This window comes from Chryseobacterium sp. POE27 (genome assembly GCF_039727685.1).
Classification (GTDB): domain Bacteria; phylum Bacteroidota; class Bacteroidia; order Flavobacteriales; family Weeksellaceae; genus Chryseobacterium.
Genome location: NZ_CP152475.1, coordinates 3,072,997 through 3,089,274, shown reverse-complemented (window position 1 = coordinate 3,089,274; position 16,278 = coordinate 3,072,997). Strand labels below are relative to the sequence as shown.

At 34.1% G+C, this 16,278-nt stretch carries 18 protein-coding genes; 16 read left to right on the top strand and 2 right to left on the bottom strand.

The window, feature by feature from the left end; translation table 11 throughout:
• The first annotated feature begins 63 nt into the window (after positions 1-63).
• From AAHI02_RS14660 to AAHI02_RS14585, 16 genes are all read left to right on the top strand, one after another.
• Positions 64-1,377, top strand: a complete 1,314-nt coding sequence (locus AAHI02_RS14660) for a UDP-glucose/GDP-mannose dehydrogenase family protein (RefSeq protein WP_346983882.1) — start codon at positions 64-66, stop codon at positions 1,375-1,377.
• 5 nt (positions 1,378-1,382) lie between these two features.
• Positions 1,383-2,462 (top strand): dTDP-glucose 4,6-dehydratase, encoded by a 1,080-nt coding sequence (gene rfbB / locus AAHI02_RS14655; protein ID WP_346983881.1) that lies wholly within the window; start codon positions 1,383-1,385, stop codon positions 2,460-2,462.
• A 12-nt stretch (positions 2,463-2,474) separates the two neighbouring features.
• The gene (gene rfbA, locus AAHI02_RS14650) at positions 2,475-3,335 is read left to right on the top strand and encodes a glucose-1-phosphate thymidylyltransferase RfbA (RefSeq protein ID WP_346983880.1); all 861 of its coding nucleotides are present in this window, start codon (positions 2,475-2,477) and stop codon (positions 3,333-3,335) included.
• Between the two features lie 176 nt (positions 3,336-3,511).
• Complete coding sequence (locus AAHI02_RS14645; RefSeq protein WP_346983879.1) at positions 3,512-4,360, top strand: ABC transporter permease; 849 nt, start codon at positions 3,512-3,514, stop codon at positions 4,358-4,360.
• 25 nt (positions 4,361-4,385) lie between these two features.
• Positions 4,386-5,642, top strand: coding sequence for an ABC transporter ATP-binding protein (locus AAHI02_RS14640; protein WP_346983878.1), 1,257 nt, complete (start codon positions 4,386-4,388; stop codon positions 5,640-5,642).
• Complete coding sequence (locus AAHI02_RS14635) at positions 5,642-6,049, top strand: FdtA/QdtA family cupin domain-containing protein (protein WP_346983877.1); 408 nt, start codon at positions 5,642-5,644, stop codon at positions 6,047-6,049. The genes AAHI02_RS14640 and AAHI02_RS14635 overlap by 1 nt, the downstream gene beginning before the upstream one ends.
• On the top strand, positions 6,039-6,818 hold the full coding sequence (locus AAHI02_RS14630; protein ID WP_346983876.1) for a DapH/DapD/GlmU-related protein: 780 nt from the start codon (positions 6,039-6,041) through the stop codon (positions 6,816-6,818). Before AAHI02_RS14635 ends, AAHI02_RS14630 begins: the two co-directional genes overlap by 11 nt.
• A 301-nt stretch (positions 6,819-7,119) precedes the next feature.
• Positions 7,120-8,697: an acyltransferase family protein gene (locus tag AAHI02_RS14625; RefSeq protein ID WP_346986625.1), complete on the top strand. Its 1,578-nt coding sequence runs from the start codon at positions 7,120-7,122 to the stop codon at positions 8,695-8,697.
• A gap of 7 nt (positions 8,698-8,704) precedes the next feature.
• Positions 8,705-9,805 (top strand): DegT/DnrJ/EryC1/StrS family aminotransferase, encoded by a 1,101-nt coding sequence (locus AAHI02_RS14620; protein WP_346983875.1) that lies wholly within the window; start codon positions 8,705-8,707, stop codon positions 9,803-9,805.
• Positions 9,805-10,260 carry a glycosyltransferase family A protein gene (locus AAHI02_RS14615; RefSeq protein ID WP_346983874.1) on the top strand — a complete coding sequence of 152 codons (456 nt, stop codon included), beginning with the start codon at positions 9,805-9,807 and terminating at the stop codon, positions 10,258-10,260. The genes AAHI02_RS14620 and AAHI02_RS14615 overlap by 1 nt, the downstream gene beginning before the upstream one ends.
• Positions 10,261-10,308: 48 nt before the next feature.
• Positions 10,309-10,746: a hypothetical protein gene (locus AAHI02_RS14610; RefSeq protein ID WP_346983873.1), complete on the top strand. Its 438-nt coding sequence runs from the start codon at positions 10,309-10,311 to the stop codon at positions 10,744-10,746.
• Between the two features lie 49 nt (positions 10,747-10,795).
• Positions 10,796-10,966, top strand: a complete 171-nt coding sequence (locus AAHI02_RS14605) for a glycosyltransferase (protein WP_346983872.1) — start codon at positions 10,796-10,798, stop codon at positions 10,964-10,966.
• The gene (locus AAHI02_RS14600; RefSeq protein WP_346983871.1) at positions 10,944-11,693 is read left to right on the top strand and encodes a glycosyltransferase; all 750 of its coding nucleotides are present in this window, start codon (positions 10,944-10,946) and stop codon (positions 11,691-11,693) included. Before AAHI02_RS14605 ends, AAHI02_RS14600 begins: the two co-directional genes overlap by 23 nt.
• Entirely contained in the window at positions 11,681-12,592 is a 912-nt protein-coding gene (locus AAHI02_RS14595) for a glycosyltransferase family 2 protein (protein WP_346983870.1), read from the top strand. Before AAHI02_RS14600 ends, AAHI02_RS14595 begins: the two co-directional genes overlap by 13 nt.
• A 156-nt stretch (positions 12,593-12,748) precedes the next feature.
• On the top strand, positions 12,749-13,390 hold the full coding sequence (locus AAHI02_RS14590) for an NAD-dependent epimerase/dehydratase family protein (protein WP_346983869.1): 642 nt from the start codon (positions 12,749-12,751) through the stop codon (positions 13,388-13,390).
• 103 nt (positions 13,391-13,493) lie between these two features.
• A complete protein-coding gene (locus AAHI02_RS14585; protein ID WP_346983868.1) occupies positions 13,494-14,432 on the top strand; it encodes a glycosyltransferase family 2 protein in 939 nt (312 codons plus the stop codon).
• Position 14,433: 1 nt separating this feature from the next.
• On the opposite strand, the gene AAHI02_RS14580 is transcribed toward AAHI02_RS14585, so the two are convergent.
• Together AAHI02_RS14580 and AAHI02_RS14575 are read right to left on the bottom strand one after the other, a co-directional pair.
• A complete protein-coding gene (locus tag AAHI02_RS14580; RefSeq protein WP_346983867.1) occupies positions 14,434-15,477 on the bottom strand; it encodes an acyltransferase in 1,044 nt (347 codons plus the stop codon).
• 10 nt (positions 15,478-15,487) lie between these two features.
• On the bottom strand, positions 15,488-16,258 hold the full coding sequence (locus tag AAHI02_RS14575) for a class I SAM-dependent methyltransferase (RefSeq protein ID WP_346983866.1): 771 nt from the start codon (positions 16,256-16,258) through the stop codon (positions 15,488-15,490).
• Positions 16,259-16,278: the final 20 nt, after the last annotated feature.

Sequence of the window (16,278 nt, the reverse complement as noted above, 5' to 3'; positions counted from 1 at the left end):
TTAAAAGTTTACCATGATGGTATTTTTATTACTTTTGTATTAATTTAAAAAAAAACATACATTTTGAATATTACTATTGTAGGAACAGGTTATGTAGGATTAGTCACAGGAACGACTTTAGCAGAACTTGGAAATTCAGTATACTGTGTAGATATTGATGAAAAAAAAGTAGAAGGTATGAAAAACGGCGTAGTTCCCATTTATGAGCCGAACCTTGAAGAAATGTTTTTGAGAAACATCCAGTCTGAAAGATTATTTTTCACCACCAATTTAAAAAAAGCATTAGATAAAAGCGAAGTCATCTACCTGGCTTTGCCAACGCCTCCCGGAGAAGACGGCTCTGCAGACCTTTCGTATGTAATCAAGGTTGCAAATGACATCGGAGAAATGATGACAGACTATAAAGTCATCGTCAACAAAAGTACGGTTCCGGTGGGTACAGCTGATAAAGTGAGAGAAGTGATCGAATCCAAAACAACAATTCCTTTTGATGTGGTTTCTAACCCGGAATTCCTGAGAGAAGGTTTTGCCGTTGAAGACTCCATGAATCCGTCGAGAGTAGTTGTAGGATCTAGTTCGGAGAAGGCAAAGGAGATCATGGAAAAAATTTACCAGCCTTTTACTAATACCGGTGTTCCTATTATTTTCATGGACGAAAAATCTTCGGAGCTTACAAAATATGCGGCGAATTCATTCCTTGCTGTAAAGATCACGTTTATGAATGAAATTGCCAACTATTGCGAAAAAGTAGGCGCAGATGTAGATAAAGTAAGGCTGGGAATGGGTAGCGACGACAGAATCGGGCACAGATTCCTTTTTCCGGGAATCGGTTATGGCGGAAGCTGCTTCCCTAAAGATGTGAAAGCTTTGATAAAATCAGGAAAAAATGAAGATTTTGATTTCAAAATTTTAGAAGCAACCGAAAATGTAAATGCATCGCAAAAAGTAATTTTAGTTTCTGAAATCGAAAAGTATTTTGGCGGAAACATTGAAGGAAAAACCATTGCGATGTGGGGATTGGCTTTTAAGGCAAATACCGATGACATTCGCGAAGCCTCTTCGCTTGACAATATTTCTATTTTACTGGAGAAAGGTGCAAAAATTGTAGCGTATGACTCCGTTGCAGAAAATAATGTTAAAAAACTTTTGGGAGATAAAATACAATTTGCCAAAACCATGTATGAAGCACTGGAAGATGCAGACGCCTTATTCATCGCAACGGAATGGCCGGAATTCAAAAATCCTAATTTTGAAATGATGGCCAAAAAGATGAAAAATAAAGCTGTTTTTGACGGAAGAAATATGTACCCTCTGGAAATACCCGAACAAAACGGATTTTACTATAAAAGTATTGGCCGGAGAACCATTGTAAATTAAAAAAAATGAAAAATATTATCATTACAGGTGGCGCCGGATTTATCGGCTCACACGTTGTAAGAGAGTTTGTGAAAAATAATCCTGACAGCACGATTATCAACTTAGATGCTCTCACCTACGCCGGAAATCTTGAAAACCTAAAGGATATTGAAAATGAATCCAACTATGTTTTCGAAAAAGCAGACATTACAAAACCTGAAGAATTAAGAGTAATTTTCAAAAAATATAATCCTGATGCCGTTGTTCATCTGGCTGCAGAAAGTCATGTTGACAGAAGTATCACGGATCCGATGGCATTTATCAACACGAATGTAAACGGAACCGCTAATCTTTTGAATTTGTGCAAAGAATTCTGGACACTCAATCCTGATCACACACATGGAAGATTTCCTGATGAAAAAAGAAAAAATCTTTTCTATCATATTTCTACCGACGAAGTGTATGGAAGTTTGGGAGAAACAGGATTTTTTCTGGAAACTACTGCTTACGATCCGCAATCTCCGTATTCTGCTTCAAAGGCCGCTTCGGATCATTTGGTGAGAGCTTACGGAAATACTTATGGAATGCCTTTTATCGTATCGAACTGTTCAAACAACTATGGCCCCAATCATTTTCCTGAAAAATTAATTCCTCTTTGTATTTCAAACATTATTAATGAAAAACCTTTGCCCATTTACGGTGACGGTAAATATACGAGAGACTGGCTTTTTGTAATCGATCATGCAAAAGCAATTCATCAGATTTTTAATGAAGCCAAAACAGGAGAAACTTACAATATCGGAGGATTCAATGAGTGGCAGAATATTGATTTGGTAAAAGAATTAATCAAACAGATGGATGCAAAGCTTGACAGACCTGAAGGATATTCTGAAAAGCTGATCACTTTTGTAAAAGACAGACCAGGACACGACAAACGTTATGCAATTGATGCTACCAAGCTTAATAAAGATCTGGGCTGGAAACCTTCTGTAACATTTGAGCAAGGTTTAGCAAAAACGATTGACTGGTATCTTGAAAATAAAGAATGGCTGGAAAACGTGACAAGCGGGGATTATCAGAAGTATTATGAAAAACAATATCATTAAAATACGATAAAGATGAAAGGTATTATTTTAGCCGGAGGTTCAGGAACCCGACTTTATCCTCTTACGATTGCGGTCAGCAAACAGCTGATGCCTATTTATGACAAACCGATGATCTATTATCCGTTGTCGACACTTTTATTGGCGGGTATTAAAGATATCTTGATTATCACAACACCACATGACCAGGAAGGTTTCATCAAGCTTTTGGGTGATGGCTCACAGATAGGCTGTAATATTCAGTATATTGTTCAGCCAAGCCCGGACGGCCTGGCGCAGGCATTTATTCTGGGAGATGAATTCATTGGAGATGATGCCGCAGCATTGGTTTTAGGTGACAATATTTTCTACGGTTCCGAAATGGGAACATTGCTTAAAAATAAAACAAATCCTGAAGGCGGAGTCGTTTTTGCCTATCACGTTTCAGATCCTGAGAGATATGGTGTGGTAGAATTTGATGATGATTTTAAAGCCGTTTCTATTGAAGAAAAACCATTGAATCCAAAATCAAATTATGCTGTACCTGGTTTGTATTTTTATGACAATGAAGTCGTAGAAATAGCAAAAAACATTCAGCCTTCTGCAAGAGGTGAGCTTGAAATAACCGATGTTAATAACGTTTATCTTCACAAAGGCAAGCTTGAAGTAGGCGTTCTCGACAGAGGTACCGCATGGCTGGATACAGGAACTTTTGATTCTCTTAATGATGCTTCAGAATTTGTACGCGTGATTGAAAAAAGACAGGGATTCAAAATCGGATGTATTGAAGAAATTGCTTTCAGAAACAAATTCATTGGCGAAGAGCAGCTCCTTAAAGCCGCTGAGAAATATGGAAAAAGTGGTTACGGCGAGTATCTCAAAAATCTGGTAAAATAGAGTGACATAATCACGAAATAAAACTGACATTTGACTATGTCAGTTTTTTTTATTTGCTACAACAAATATTATATTTTCAGTATTAATGATTTAATTTTTAACTAAATAATATTTTTTTCAAGAAAAAAATACAAGATATTATTAAAATATATAAATTTGCATCAAACTCTACACAGATGAATGAACCACAACAACAGTGGACCGAAATAATTGAATCCCGACATTCTTTGTTCGACTTAAAATTAAAAGAGGTATGGAAATACAAGGATCTTGTTTACATGTTTGTAAAAAGAGATTTCATATCGAGTTTTAAGCAGACAATTTTAGGTCCCGTCTGGTTTTTTATTAACCCTATTTTTACCACCATTACTTACCTTATCGTTTTCGGAAAAATTGCCAATCTTCCTACAGATGGTGCACCACCATTATTATTTTATCTTTCCGGTGTTACCCTTTGGAATTATTTTTCTGCCTGTCTTTTAGCAACTTCATCCACATTTTCAGGAAACGCCGGCATTTTTGGCAAAGTTTATTTCCCAAGGCTGGTAACTCCTCTCTCTATTGTAATCTCTAATCTGATGCGATTCGGAGTACAGTTTCTTTTGTTTTTGATCGTCTGGATATATTATTTATCTAAAGAGGGAATACACCCCAATATATGGATGTTGGCTACACCTTTTCTGGTGATTCTTATGGCACTATTCGCCTTGGGAACAGGAATGATTTTTTCGGCACTTACAACAAAGTATAAGGATATGAGCATGCTTTTGGGGTTTGGAGTCAGCTTATATATGTATGCAACACCAGTCATCTACCCTGCATCAGCCTTGCCTGGCTTTTTCAAAAAATTAGCATTCTATAATCCTTTAACAGGAATTTTCGAATGCTTTAAATACGCATGGCTTGGGATTGGAAGCTTTTCACCAGTCATGCTTATTTTCAGTACAATCATAATTCTTTTACTGTTAATGATTGGTACCCTTACATTCAACAAGGTTGAAAAGACCTTTATGGATACTGTTTAAAACCTTTAATCTTAATACTGGAAAAATGCTGACTTTAAAAGCAGAAAACATATCAAAACAATATAGATTAGGACAGGTAGGTACCGGAACCTTATCTCATGACCTCAACAGATTCTGGCATAAAATGCGAGGAAAAGAAGATCCGTATCTGAAAATCGGTGAAGTTAATGACAGAACCATAAAAGGAGAATCTGAGTATGTCTGGTCTCTGCGTGATATTAACTTTGAAATTGAGCAAGGTGATGCTGTGGGCATCATCGGGAGAAACGGCGCCGGGAAATCTACCCTTTTAAAATTACTGAGCAAAGTAACAAAACCTACAACAGGAAAAATTTATACAAGAGGAAGAATAGCTTCTTTATTAGAGGTAGGAACCGGTTTTCATCCGGAAATGACGGGCCGTGAAAATTTATTTCTTAACGGGGCCATTCTGGGGATGACCCGAAAAGAGATCAGTAGAAAATTTGATGAAATTGTTGATTTTTCCGGGGTTGAAAGATATATTGACACACCGGTAAAAAGATACTCTTCAGGAATGTATGTACGTCTTGCCTTTGCAGTTGCAGCACATCTGGAATCTGAAATTCTGATCGTAGATGAAGTGCTGGCAGTTGGTGATGCAGATTTTCAAAAGAAGTGCTTAGGGAAAATGGGAGACGTCACCAAAGGAGAAGGAAGAACAATATTATTCGTGAGCCATAATATGACGGCAATAAAGGAACTCTGCAATAAAGGTATTCTTCTAAACCAGGGACAATTAATTTACAAAGGCAGTATTCTTGACACCATTGTAGAATATCAAAAAAATTCTGAGATCCGGAATAAATATATTCACGAAGGTTCCTTTGAAACAGCATTAGGTAACGAGAATATAAAAATTCTTGAATTTTCTGTACAGCCATCCCAGGGAGAATTATTAGATATCGAATCCGGAGTTTCGGTAAAACTTAGATTCTTCAACTATAAATCCGGAATAAATATGGATGCGACCTTCGAGCTAAGAACATACGAGGAAGTCGCTGTTTTTCATACAGGTGTTTTAATTACGACCAATAACGACTCAGAGGCTAAAGAATACTGTATTGAATTTGATATTCCTAAGAATCTGCTCAATGCAGGAAATTATTATTTCAAGCTGATTTTTGGGGAAAACCAAAGGGTCCCATTATACATTGCATCAAACATAATTGGCTTCGAGGTCGACAATATAAAAATCGGGAAAAATATGGAAATTCTTCCTGGGATTATAAGACCGGAATTGGATTTTAAAATAATCAGCTAATGAACGATCCTCAATATTTCAGTTTAGATAAAATTGGCAATTCTTACCTTGGCTACATTACCGTGGCTGAGAGTCTGAAAAATATACCTTTTGAAATTAAACGTGTGTACTGGACGTATTATACTCCTCAGGATGTCACGAGAGGAGGCCATGCTCACAGGAAATTAGAACAGCTCATATTTGCAGTTTCCGGAAGAATAGAATTTAACACCATCAATTTAGAAGGAATAGAAGAAACCTTCATTCTTGACTCTCCTTCAAAAGGATTATACCTTCCAAGACTGATCTGGCGCGATATAAAATTCAGTCACAGTGCCGTATTATTGTGTCTGGCATCCGAACTGTACGATGAAAGTGACTATTTTCGAAATTACCAGGACTTTAAAAATTATCAATATGAAATTTAATAACAGAAATGTATTTATAAGTGATAAAGCAGTAATAGGCAAAAATGTAAAAATTGGCGACAACACGGTAATTTATGACCATGTTGTAATTGGTGATAATTCTGTTATTGCCAATGACTGTGTTATCGGAGAACCTCTAAACGATTATTATTTTAAAGATAATTATATAAACCCTGAAACCATCATCGGTGAAAATGCATTGATCAGAAGTCACACGATCTTATATGCGGGTTCCCAATTCGGCAATCATTTTTCCACAGGACACCGTGTTACTGTAAGAGAAAACTCTGTTTTCGGGAATAACTGCAGATTAGGTACTGTTACGGATATTCAGGGGCATGTGACTTTTGGCAATAACTGCTGGCTTCACAGCAATGTCCACATTGGACAAAACTCTACAATTGGGAATTTTGTTTTTATTTACCCTTATGTGGTATTCACGAATGACCCTACGCCTCCTTCAGATATTTGTATAGGTCCGGAAATCGGAGATTTTTCTCAGGTAGCTGTCGGCTCTGTCTTATTGCCCGGAACTAAAATCGGAAAACATTGTTTAATAGGCGCTCAATCTTTGGTTGGAGGAAGCCATGAAGATTATTCTTTAATTGTCGGTAATCCCGGGAAAAAAATTAAAGATGTTCGGGAAATGAGATCAAGGGAAACAGACAGATCACATTATCCATGGCCGTATAATTTTTCAAGAAGTTTGCCTTGGGAAAAAGAAGGATTTGATCAATGGAAAAAAGAAAACGGATACGAAAATGATTAAATAAAGGAATTGAAAACCAGTAATTTCAGATACGACATTTCTTTTCTGCGGGCATTATCTGTACTCGCAGTGCTTTTCTATCATTATAAATTCCAATGGTTTAAATCAGGATTTATTGGTGTTGATATATTTTTCGTTATATCAGGTTATTTAATGACCAAAATTATTCTATCCTCTTTCGATAAGGAAAAATTTAATCTATGGAATTTCTACAGCAGAAGAGTAACCAGGATCATTCCAGCTCTTCTGGTTTTAATTGTTGTCTTTTCAGTATTAGTATTCTTTTTTTTTACAACCGCAAATTGTAAATTTTCTGAGAAGTGCATTTTCGAGCATTCTATTTTTCTCAAATATTTATTATTATTTCAACAATGGATATTTCGATGCTTCCTCTCAATACAATTTTTTATTACACACTTGGTCACTTTCCGTAGAATGGCAGTTCTATTTAATATATCCTATTATATTGCTTTTACTAAAAAAAGTATATAATATTAAAAAAAGCAGGTTTATTTTAATCTTTTTATTATTGGCATTCACTTCATTTATTTCGATGTTAATCCATAATGCTTTTAACACGCATTTTTCCTTTTACATTTTTTATCCCCGAGCCTGGGAAATGATGTTGGGCGGGCTTGCTTTTCTATTGGAAGAAAAGGCACAAAAAATTCCGCCAAAACTAAAATTAGTTGTAGCCCTGTCTTGTCTCTCAGTTTTGGGATGCTTTATTTTTCTTTTCCATATTTCTGTATGGCCATCTGTATATACAATCATTCCGGTATTTTTTACAGTTCTGCTTATCAGTATGAATTATGAGTTTAAAATATATAAAAAACAAGCAGTAACCTATCTTGGAGATATTTCTTATTCTTTATACCTCTATCACTGGCCTTTTTATGTGTTTATATTATTTTTTGAAGTAAATGCCATTTTAAAGTATCGCATTTTAATGATCGTGCTTTCGTTTATTTTTGCCACCTTTTCTTATGAACTCATCGAAAAACGAAACTATTCTAAGAAAGCCTTACCTGTTTTAGGAATGAGTATGACTGTATTTATCATCTCATTCTTTATCACAAAAATTGATGCAAAAAATTATACAAAAGAATATAATCTCATAAATACTACTTCAAATTACAAGTATAGCGAAGCCGCTGAAAAACAATATAAGTTTAATACAAAGCATCTGTTATACAATAAAGACTGGAAATCAATTTTAAAATATTTAAATGCACCCGCCCCCGATAAAAAAAACATTATTCTTTTAGGGGACAGCCATGCAGGAATGTTTTCAGAAACACTTCACCATATTTTTCCCAATACCAGAGATACAAACATTATCCAGATCACTGCAGATGCAACATATCCTATGGAAAATTCTAAAGGCATTTATTCAAATCCAGTTAATTATTTCAATTATATATTCAGGGAATACTTGCCAAGATATCATAAAAATATAGATCTTATTATTGTCAATGCCAATTATTCAGGTTATTCTGAAACTGAAATAAAAAACAATATCCGGATAACCGAACAATATTATTCAAAATATAATATTCCTACAGTTTATATTGGTATGACGAATATTTATAATATAGACTATCCAACATATTATTACATAAACAAAAAATATCATGCTGGTATGTATATGCAAGAAAAGAAATTCAAAGAAACTGAAAATTTCAATACTTTTTTAAAACACAACTTAGGAAATAGATATATTGATTTATTGAGCTTAAATATTCAAAAAGTATCTTCAAAACAATTTCCGTATATCTATGATACCAATCATTTAACGCTGTTTGGAACAGAACAGTATAAGGATATTTTATCACAAAAAATACAACAGCTCCTTGCGGAAAAACACAAATATAAATAGCAAAAAGATGATTAAATTTTTAGACCTCCAAAAAATCAATGTACAACATCAGGAAGAAATTGAAAAAAAACTTTCCCAGGTTTTCCGTTCCGGATGGTATCTTATGGGGCAGGAACTTTCAGCTTTTGAAAATAGTTTCTCTCAATATATTGGAGTAAAACACACTATTGGCGTAGCCAATGGCCTAGATGCATTGCGTCTTATCCTTCGTGGATATATCGAACTGGGAATTATGAATCCCGGAGATGAAATCCTTGTGCCATCCAATACTTACATTGCTTCCGTTCTTGCAATTTCAGATAATGGGTTAGTTCCTGTTTTTGTAGAACCAGATCTTAATAATTATAATATTGATATCACAAAAATCGAAGAAAATATTACTTCAAAAACAAAAGGGATTCTAATTGTTCATTTGTACGGCAGAACTATTTTCTCCGATAAACTTAAACAACTAGCAGAAAAATATCATTTAAAAATCATTGAAGATAATGCTCAGGCGATCGGCGCCGAATGGAATGGAAAAAAAACAGGTAGTTTAGGTGATGCTGCCGGCTTCAGCTTTTATCCTGGGAAAAATCTTGGCGCTTTAGGAGATGCGGGAGCTGTTACAACCAATGATGAAAATTTAGCAAAAACAATCAGAGCATTGTCCAATTATGGATCTGATCAGAAATACGTCAATATTTATCAGGGTCTTAACTCAAGATTAGATGAAATTCAGGCGGCAGTATTGGTCGTTAAATTAAAATATATTGACGAAGAAAATACAATAAGGAGAAAAATTGCCGAAAAATATATTTCTGAAATATCAAACCCGAAAATAATTCTTCCGGAAAACCCGGCTGATGAAAAGGAGCACGTCTGGCATTTATTTGTAGTGAGGAGCAAAAACCGTGATGAATTTCAAAAATATCTGACTGAAAATGGCATTCAAACCCTAATACACTATCCCATTCCGCCTCATAAGCAACAAGCTTATAAAGAATGGAACAGCTTATCTTTCCCTATCAGTGAAAAGATTCATGAGGAGGTACTGAGTCTGCCAATTTCTCCTGTAATGCAGAATGATGAAGTTACAAAAGTAATCGGATTATTAAATATGTACTGATGAAAAATCCTTTAGTAAGCATTATCGTTATTTCTTATAATCATTCAAAATTTGTTATTGAATGTTTAAACAGCATCAAGGACCAAGCTTATGCCAGATGGGAACTTATTGTGGCAGATGATGCTTCAACAGACAATTCGGTAGAAGTTATAAAAGAATGGCTTCAAGAAAACAAGATCTCTGCTAAAATTAATTTTCATACAAAAAATGCAGGCCTTGCCACAACGCTTAATGAATGTATAAAGCTTTTAAATGGCGATTTCGTAAAACTGATTGCTGCAGACGATTATCTTCACCCGGACTCTATTGATTATTGTGTTTCAGCACTGGAAAAATCCGGTAATGGTTACGGAATGGTATTTACAGACTTCTGGTCTGTAGATGAAAATAATATGCCTGCTAAAATTTTTCTTAATTATGAAAAAAAGATTTCATTAATCCTGATAATTCTTTAAAAAAAAGATCAGCTGGTAAAAGACAACTGTATTATTTCCCCTACCGTATTGATAAGAAAAGATATTCTTATAGCCACCGGAGAATATTCTTTAGGGATGCTTCTTGAAGATCATGAAAGATGGCTAAGAGTAAATGAAATTAAAAAAATATTATTTATTGATAAGAAGCTGGCTTATTACAGAGTGTTGCCGACAGGTATTACGGCAACAAAGCATGACAAAATGGTAGTGGAAGATATGTACCTAAAACTCAAATATGATCAATGGGGTATTAATAGAATGCGGGCCTATCATTTTATTCTTTCCAAGTTAAAGAAAAAGGAAAAAATCCCCGACCTGGTTCTGAATGAATATTATAAATATCCATTCAGAGTCAAATCACTGGTATTTGCTCTAAAAACAAACATAAATCCACGCATCTCCACCTTACTTTTAAAATTTAACAAAAATAACGTAATTAATTTTTTCAAATCAAAAATGAATTGATAATCAGTTAAATCAAAAACAAATTATTAATAATCTAAAATTATTAGCTATGATTGATGTTTCTGTCTGTATTCCTGTTTATAATGCTGAAAAATATTTAAAAGAATCATTAGACAGTATTAAAAAGCAAACTTTTAAAAGCATAGAAGTTATTATCAGTGACGATCAGTCAAAAGATAATACGTTAAAGATTGCTAATGAATTTAAAAAAAGAGGTTGATTTTCCTGTTACTATTTACTCTCATCAGCCTCAGGGTATAGGCGCCAACTGGAACCATTGTATTGAAAAAGCGCAAGGTCAGTATATTAAATTCTTATTTCAGGATGATGTTTTATATGACACCTGTATTGAGGAAATGGTTGAAATCTATAGAAAATATCCTGGGATCGGATTAGTAGCCTGCAAAAGAGATTTTATTATTGAAGCTAACATGAAGTCGGAACAAACTAAAATATGGGTTGAAAAATATAAAGATCTACAAATAGATTATGAATTATTTAACGATTCTGTGTATTATTTAACAAATACTATTTTCGGTGAGGCATCTTTTTTAGACACTCATCGTAATAAAATCGGCGAACCAAGTTGTGTTATGTTTCGAAAAGATATTACGAGAAGTATTGGATTATTTGATGTCCGGCTTAAGCAGATTTTAGATTATGAATATTGGTACAGAATTCTAAAAGACAACCCCATTATCGTAATAAATAAATCTTTGGCAGCCTTTAGAGTTCATGAAAATCAGGCTACTAATGTAAATAAAACAGCAGAAATTGATGATTATAACTTATACCATGAAATATTGTATAATGAGTATTATCATTATTTACACGATTCCTTGAAAAAATCATTAGATCATGAATTTTCAAAAAAAAACATTATAAAGAAATATATTTTAAAAAGATACAAATCACTCAAATCAAATGTTGAAAAATGGTTAAGATAATTATTGTAAATTATAATTCTGACAAATGGATTGCTCGCTGTTTATTTTCCATTCATCAGGCGGGATTGATTGATCATACCATTATCGTGGACAATGCCTCTACCGACAATAGTGTTCTCTTTATTGAACAAAATTTTCCTCGCGCAGAGCTTATTAAACTTTCTGCCAATTTAGGCTTTGGACATGCAAATAACATAGGTATTAAAAAAGCAGATGAGCAAGATGCAGATTACGTTTTTTTAATGAATCAGGATGTGTATATAGAACCCAATACTATTAACTATCTGATTAAAGTAGCACAATTAAATCCGGATTTCGGTATCATAAGCCCAATGCACCTCAATGGAAGTGGTTCCGAACTGGATTTTAGTTTTTCTAATTACATTGTTCCTTTTAAATGTAACAAATTATATTCAGATATATTTTTACAAAAAACAGCTCCGTTGTACGAATTACATTTTGTAAATGCAGCAGCCTGGTTAGTCACAAGAAAATGTATTGAAAAAGTAGGAGGATTTAACCCGTCGTTCTACCATTATGCAGAAGATTGCAATTATTGTCAAAGAGTATTGTATCATGGATTAAAAATAGGTATTGCTCCAGAAGCTGTGATATACCACGACAGAGAAAACAGAACCGAAAATAAATACTTTGATAATACCGCTCTGCTTCATGAAAGAAAATTAATTATGCTGTTTTCAGATCCTTTTAATAATGAAAAATCGACAGGCAAATTATATCTAGATTATTGTAAAATGATGATGAAATCTTTAATAACATTTAGATTAAAAGCTTTTAAAGAGCATTACCACAAGATAAAGATCTGTCATTCGCTGGACTGGAAAATGATTTTCCATAACAGAAAACAATCTGTTGACAAAGGAAAAAATTTTTTATAAACAATTCCGATTATCCGGAAACTGAATGGTTTTTCCAAATTTATTGAATGATTGGCAAGATAAACAAAACCAGGGAAAGGACCTGCCACTTCTAATTTCAAATAAAGATTCGGCCGTTTTTAAGTCTTAAAAATAACAAATGGTAAAAAAATAATTATGATTATAGGTAATGGAATTATGGCAAATGCCTTAAAATATTTTGATAAAGAAGATGTTGTTTTCTTCGCCTCGGGAGTTTCCAATTCTCTTGAAAAGAAAGCTTCTGAATTTGAGAGAGAAACCCTACTTTTAAAATCTGTTATCAACCAAAATCAGGACAAAAAATTTATCTATTTTTCTACCTGTAGTATGTATGACCCAACGAAAACAGAAAGTCCTTACGTAATCCATAAAATAAAGATTGAAAAACTGATCTCAGAATTGTGTAGAAGCTTTATCATCTTCAGGGTGGGAAATGCAGTAGGGCGTGGCGGCAACCCAAATGCACTAATCAATTTTCTTAAGAAATCAATTCTTTCGGGAAATAAGCTTATACTGCATACCAATGCAAGACGAATCCTTATTGGTACAGATGATATTGCATCATTTATTAATCAAAACATAAAACATTTCCAAAATGAGGTTGTTAATCTAGCGTATCCATATCAGTATTCATTACAAGAAATTTTATCACAGATGGAAAATCACCTGGGCAGGAAAGCAGTGTATGAAACAATAGAAGAAGGCTCTTTTTATAAAATAGAATTCAACCGTTTTACCGAAATTTTTTTTCAGAAATACAACCGGACAAATATCTGAAAAAGCTGTATTCAATGTATTTACAGTAAAAAAACAAATATGCCGGGTATTGCTAGAAACAGAAAAAACAATCCTATTTTAAAATTTAAAAGTACAATATCAAATGAAAATTTCCGTTATCATTCCCGTGTACAATGCAGAAAAGTATGTTACCCAAGCTGTAGAATCTGCTCTTCAGTTCCCTGAGGTTTCCGAAGTTATTCTGATTGAAGATAAATCTCCGGATAATGCCTTACAAGTTTGCGAGAAATTATCTATAGAGAACGAAAGAGTAAAACTTTTTCAACATTCAGATAAAGAAAATCACGGAGCCGGCCCTTCAAGAAATCTTGGAATTGAGAAAGCTACGGGTGATTATATCGCTTTTCTGGATGCTGATGATTATTATTTGCCCAACAGATTTGATGCAGAGAGAGAGCTTTTTGAAGATCCTGCAATAGAAGGAGTATATGGAGCTTTGGGCGTTCATTATTATTCCGAAAAAGCCAGAAACGATTACTATAAAGTATTTGGTGACCGGCTGACTACCGTGTATCAAAAGCATCGTTCTGAAGATGTTTTTCCCGGTCAACTGGGTATGAAAGGAAGTTTTGGACTTATCCATCTGGATACCTTAACAATCCGGAAGAATGCATTACATAAGCTGAATTCTTTTTTAAAAAAAACACTACGGCTTCATCAGGATACAGAATTTCTTTTCCGGTTATCTTTTTATACCAATCTTTATCCCGGAATATTAAACCAAGCCATTGCCATAAGAGGCGTCCATGAAAACAATCGGATCACAAAAGTCGACACAAAAAAAATAAATCCCGCCACTACAAGGGTTTTGCTATGGAGAGAAGTCAACGAATGGGCAAAAGATGAAGACACAATTCCGGAAGATATAAAACTGCATATAACGAGAATGACCCGCAGTTTTGAAATTGCTGTTGCTCCGTTTTTTAAGAAGTGGTTCATGATTTTAAAATACCTGATCACTGATTATCCGAGCATCCGTTCCGGGTTATACAATATTAATTTCAGACGGGATTTACTTTAAGCTATCTGATTTTTATTTTCTTCAGATAATCTCTTGCCGGTTTTTCAATAAAGCGATAAAAAATTGCTGAAACAATCATCAAAACTAAAATGTAAATCCAAAATACAGTATTGCTCTGATATATCTGAAAGTTATCCCATAAAACCGATCTTAAAATATACAACACAGGAATATGAACAATATAAACAGCATAGCTGATCTCTCCAAGAAATTCCAGCGGTTTTAACGAAAATATTGTTGTCAGAATCCCTTTATTGCACGAAATTAAATAGATCAGTGGAACAAAAAGCACTGCCATCAGACCATTATGGAAATTCAGCGGAATAAAAATTAAGGATAATAAAATTGCGATAAAAATTAAAGCAATGCCAATATCATAATTTTTCTCTTTACGGTTTTTCACAAAAAATAAGCCTGCCAGATTACCAATTAAAAACTCATTGACATGCCAAAGAGGAAAATAATGACTGAATTCATGACTTACCGTATGTGCCCCTTTATAAGCGTGAGAATTAACATACAGATTTGTAAAAAACTGAGTCCCTATCCAGATGAGTATTGCAATAATCCATATGCTTTTATTCCCTTTTGAATACAAATAGTTGTATAACCATGGGAAAATAAGATAAAATAAAAATTCTACGGAGATAGACCAACCCGGAAAATTAAGCACCAGCGCTTTTCCCGGAATCCAGCTCTGAATACCCAGGAGATATAAAAGACCTTTATAAATACTGAAGTCTGAATATCTGGTCACAAGATACAGCAGTAATCCCAGCACGTACAAAGGATAAATTCTGGCAAATCTATTCCTGTAAAAATCTTTATAATCTATTCTTTGCTTTTTATGATATGCAATGATCATAATAAAACCCGAAAGAATAAAAAAATAACTCACCCCAACATTTGCCTTTAAGAAAACCTCAGAGATATAAGGAATTTTATATAAAAATAAATCTTTATTAAAATGAGAAATAACGATCGCTATAGCAGCGACAAACCGGGTAAATGTAATCTGACCTATTTTCACGGACCAAAAATACATCTAAAAGTTTTTATTTCACAAAAACCCCGATGTATTTTCCTTCATATTCCACCACTGTGGTTTCGATATTGTTTTTTTCACAAAAGTCCTGATAAGCAGAATTGTCACCAATGTCATCACTGATAAATACTGCACCAGGCTTCATTCTATCATAAACCTCATTATAAGCCCACATTCTACCATTATAGCTTTTATCAGAATCATAGTGAAACACATCGAACGAAGAACTTTCAGCGAAAATTTTAGGTAAGGACTCTTTATCGGCAAAACGGAATAATTTCCAGTATTTCTTAAGATTATCAGGAACAATACAGCCTACAAATTGATCCCCATCCTGTGCAAGATACGGCATATCTGAGCTATACAGTGTTCCGTTTCTTTTTCCTAAAGAAAGTAAAGCTGCGAGAGAAGACCATCCGTAAGCAACTCCTGTTTCAAGAACACATTCTGCCTTAGTAAATTCACAGGCATAATAAATTAGCTCCAGCGCACCTGGCCCACCCATTTTTATGGGACATTCTTTTTCTTTTCGGTCTGCTTCCTGTAAGATTTCAGCAAACTGACTTCTGAAATCATCAATATTCATAGAGAAAAGTCTGGAAACAGCCTCTTTCTGGGAAACAGCTACTGATGCAGCCCAGAAATTCGTCTTTTCCTTTCCTTTGAATGAACTTCCCCGGTTTACAGTATTTTTAATGATTTTTCTTCCCAGCTCGGGATAGAGATCTGGCCTTTTAAGATAAGCTACAAATGTTTTGAGAACTCTCGATATTTCAGTCATTGTGTTAAATTTAAAAACAA